Source organism: Mesorhizobium sp. M7A.F.Ca.CA.001.10.2.1, from assembly GCF_003998575.1.
Taxonomy (GTDB): Bacteria; Pseudomonadota; Alphaproteobacteria; order Rhizobiales; family Rhizobiaceae; genus Mesorhizobium.
Window position 1 is genome coordinate 1 of sequence record NZ_RZQY01000587.1, and the last position, 3,919, is coordinate 3,919.

At 61.8% G+C, this 3,919-nt stretch carries 5 protein-coding genes; all 5 read left to right on the forward strand.

Annotated features, from left to right (window positions below):
- On the forward strand, positions 1-511 hold a 511-nt coding region (locus tag EN964_RS27835; RefSeq protein ID WP_127276991.1), incomplete at its 5' end, for a DUF2161 family putative PD-(D/E)XK-type phosphodiesterase.
- Positions 512-567: 56 nt separating this feature from the next.
- A complete protein-coding gene (locus tag EN964_RS27840) occupies positions 568-975 on the forward strand; it encodes a DUF930 domain-containing protein (protein WP_164748941.1) in 408 nt (135 codons plus the stop codon).
- 179 nt (positions 976-1,154) lie between these two features.
- Positions 1,155-1,817, forward strand: coding sequence for a TerC family protein (locus EN964_RS27845; protein WP_127271063.1), 663 nt, complete (start codon positions 1,155-1,157; stop codon positions 1,815-1,817).
- 136 nt (positions 1,818-1,953) lie between these two features.
- Entirely contained in the window at positions 1,954-3,267 is a 1,314-nt protein-coding gene (gene rimO / locus EN964_RS27850) for a 30S ribosomal protein S12 methylthiotransferase RimO (protein ID WP_127271065.1), read from the forward strand.
- Positions 3,268-3,365: 98 nt separating this feature from the next.
- Positions 3,366-3,919: acyltransferase (locus tag EN964_RS27855; protein WP_164776032.1), on the forward strand; the 554-nt coding region annotated here is incomplete at its 3' end.

The following is a 3,919-nucleotide window of genomic DNA, read 5'->3' on the forward strand; positions in this document are numbered from 1 at the left end:
GGCCTGCGACGAGGTGTGGCTGGCCGCGCGCATGTCGGCCCGCGGCAAGGGCCGCGAAAGCGATGCCAGGTTCCGCAATCTCTGCCGCCGTCTTGGCTTCGGCCTGCTCGGTGTGACCGGGACGGACCGGGTCGAAGTGCTTCTCAGCCCGATCGCGCTGGCGCCGCGCAAGAATGCCCGCCGGCGCTCTCGTCTGGTCGACGAGCACCAGCGCCGTCGCGGCGATCCGGTTGCCGGAGGAGGATCGCGCAATCCGATCATGACGGCCTATCGTCAAAGCGCCCTCGCCTGCGCTGCCGCCATGGCGGACGGACCCAGGCGGCCGCGAGATCTGAAGGCGGTGACGCCGATCGCGCCGAAAATCCTGCAGCACAATGTCTATGGCTGGTTCGCGCGCGTCGACCGCGGCCTTTACGATCTCACCGATGCCGGCCGTGCGTCTTTGGTCCGTTGGCCGCAGGCATCGCACGACGAATCCCGACACGCAATTTTGAACGCACCGGCCATATGATTGAAGATTCCCGCGGCGTCCGAGGCGGTTCGCTCGGTTGATTTCTCCGACAAAATATGTTGGTTGTCCCGCCCATGAAGAAGCTCTGCATGACCGCCTTGGCGTCAGTGACACTGAGTTTTCCAGCCAGCGCAATGGACAATGCATTGCGCGCCGGTCTGATGAAACTCGATCCCCAAACCCGTCTTGAACAGCGTTGCGACGCCGAAGTGCTCGACCGCATCACCCATGACGATCGCAAGTTCGAAGCCGATCGCGTCGTCGCCTACGCCTTCGCCACGCCCGAGATGGGCGCCGATGCAATCAAGAGCTCGGGTGCTGCGTTTCGCAGCAAGGGGCAGTGGTACCGGCTGAAATTCAAGTGCCAGACCGCGCCGGACCATATGGAAGTTCTGCAGCTCCGTTACCGGATCGGGGACGAGATTCCAGAAGCCGACTGGGCAAAGTACAATCTCTACGATTGATTTGTGATCGGCCATGGTTTTGCCCGGCTGCCGGCGAGTGCCGCAAAGCCTGATCCGGCTTGACGCAACGCTGCTTCGGTGATGCAGCCACGCGTGATCCCTTGACGCCAGGGGACCACCAAGTTAGGGCCTCTGGATAATCGACGAACACTCGGCAAATCAGCAAGGGCTTCCTGTCGATGGACATTTTTTTCAGCGCTGCCAGTCTGACCGCCCTGCTCCAGGTCATCGCCATCGACCTCGTGCTGGCTGGCGACAATGCGATCGTCATCGGCCTCGCCGCGGCCGGCCTGCCTGCCGAACAACGCAAGAAGGCGATTCTTCTCGGCGTGGTGGCGGCAACGGTGCTGCGCATCGGGTTTGCCGCAATTACCGTCAAGCTGCTGGCGATCGTCGGCCTGCTGCTCGCCGGCGGCATCCTGCTGCTGTGGGTCTGCTGGAAGATGTATCGCGAGTTGCGTACGTCCCATGCCGATGAATTGGAAGCGACCGAGGCACTGTCGAATTCGGACCTCAACAACGACCAGGCGGTCGCCGGCAAGACGAAGCGCAAGACCCTTGGCCAGGCTGCCTTGCAGATTGTCGTCGCCGATGTGTCGATGTCGCTCGACAACGTGCTGGCGGTGGCTGGAGCGGCGCGTGACCATTTTCCGGTGCTGATCATCGGCCTGGTGCTGTCGATCGCCCTGATGGGGCTGGCCGCGACTTTCATTGCCAAGCTGCTGCATCGCCACCGCTGGATTGCCTATGTCGGCCTGCTGATCATTTTCTATGTGGCTGTGGACATGATCTATCGTGGCGCGGTGGAGGTTTGGCCGCATGTAAACGGTGCGGTCGGCTGAGGCTGGCAGACATCGGCATCTTCACGCCGTGGAAGCAAGACCGCCGTGCGTTTTGCCGCATCGCGGGCGTGCCCATACCAATGCCGCAATAAGTGTGGTACTGCGCCGGCAATCCTGAAAAGCCCGGAAACGCTCTATGTCCGCTCCACGCGTGAGTTTTGTCAGTCTTGGATGCCCGAAGGCCCTTGTGGATTCGGAGCGCATCATCACGCGCCTGCGCGCCGAAGGTTACGAAATCGCCCGCAAGCATGACGGCGCCGACCTTGTCGTCGTCAACACTTGCGGCTTTCTCGATTCCGCTCGCGACGAGTCGCTCAACGCCATCGGCTCCGCGCTTTCGGAAAACGGCCGGGTGATCGTCACCGGTTGCCTGGGCGCCGAGCCGGACGTCATTCGCGAAAAGCACCCCAATGTGCTGGCGATCACCGGGCCGCAGGCCTATGAGAGCGTGATGGCTGCCGTGCATGAGGCCGCGCCGCCTTCGCACGACCCTTATGTCGATCTTTTGCCGCCGCAGGGTGTCAAGCTGACGCCGCGCCACTACGCCTATCTGAAAATTTCCGAAGGCTGCAACAACCGCTGTACCTTTTGCATCATTCCGGCACTGCGTGGCGACCTCGTCTCGCGGCCGGCGGCCGATGTGCTGCGCGAGGCCGAGAAACTGGCCAAGGCTGGGGTCAAGGAACTTCTGGTGATCTCACAGGACACCAGCGCCTACGGCATCGACATCAAGTATCAGACGTCGATGTTCGGCGACCGTGAGGTGCGCGCAAAATTCCTCGATCTGTCCGAGGAACTGGGCAAGCTCGGCATCTGGGTGCGCATGCACTATGTCTACCCCTACCCGCATGTCGCCGACGTCGTCCCGCTGATGGCAGAGGGCAAGATCCTCCCTTACCTGGATATCCCCTTCCAGCACGCTTCGCCGCAGGTGTTGAAGAACATGCGCCGGCCGGCACACGGCGAAAAGACGCTCGAGCGCATTCGCGGCTGGCGTGAGGTCTGCCCGGATCTGGCCATCCGCTCGACCTTCATCGTCGGCTTTCCCGGCGAGACGGACGACGATTTCGAGATGCTGCTCGACTGGCTCGACGAGGCCAAGATCGATCGCGCCGGCTGCTTCAAATACGAGTCGGTCCGCGGCGCCCGCTCCAACGATCTCGGTCTCGAACAGGTTCCCCAGGAGATCAAGGAGGCGCGCTGGCACCGTTTCATGCAGCGCCAGCAGAAGATTTCGGCAACGCAGCTGGCCAAGAAGGTCGGCAAGCGCCTGCCGGTGCTGATCGACGAGGCGCATGGCACGTCGGCAAAGGGCCGCACCAAATACGACGCGCCCGAGATCGATGGCTCGGTGCATATCCAATCGCGCCGCCCTTTGCGCCAGGGCGATATCGTCACCGTCAAGATCGACCGCGCCGACGCCTATGACCTTTATGGTTCGGCGGTCTGAGGGCCGTATTTACTACATCTGGCGATAGTTCAGCCTTTTAACCCGCTCAGCCGCGATCCGCTCTATGGTTTGCGGACCGGAGATGCGGGGAAATGCGGATGAACACCAGATCTGCGGAACAAAATTACATCGCGACGCTGGACCTGCTCAGGCTGGCGGCAGCACTTGCCGTCGTGTTCTTTCACTATTTCTTTCGCGGCGCGGCCGCCGAAGGCTACCTCGCGCAGGGCTATCCGCTTGCCGCACCGTTCGCCCTCTACGGCTATCTCGGCGTCAATCTGTTCTTCCTGATCAGCGGTTTCGTCATTGCCTGGTCGGCGGAAAACCGGAGCTGGGATCAGTTTGCGATCGCGCGGTTCGTTCGCCTCTATCCGGGTTTTCTGTTCTGCATGACGATCACCTTCGCAGTTCTCACCCTTGCCGGCACGCCGTTGCTTCCAGCCTCTTTCAGCCAGTACGTCGCCAACCTGTCGATGTTCGCGCCGGCCTTCGGCCAACCCTTCATGGACGGCGTCTACTGGTCGATCGTGCTTGAACTGGTGTTCTACGGATGGATCACGCTGGCCCTGTTCACCGGGCTCTTCCAGAAACGCAAGCTGGAGCTGATCTTCATCTGGCTGGCGATCTCGGCCTTGAACGAGTTCTTCATCGG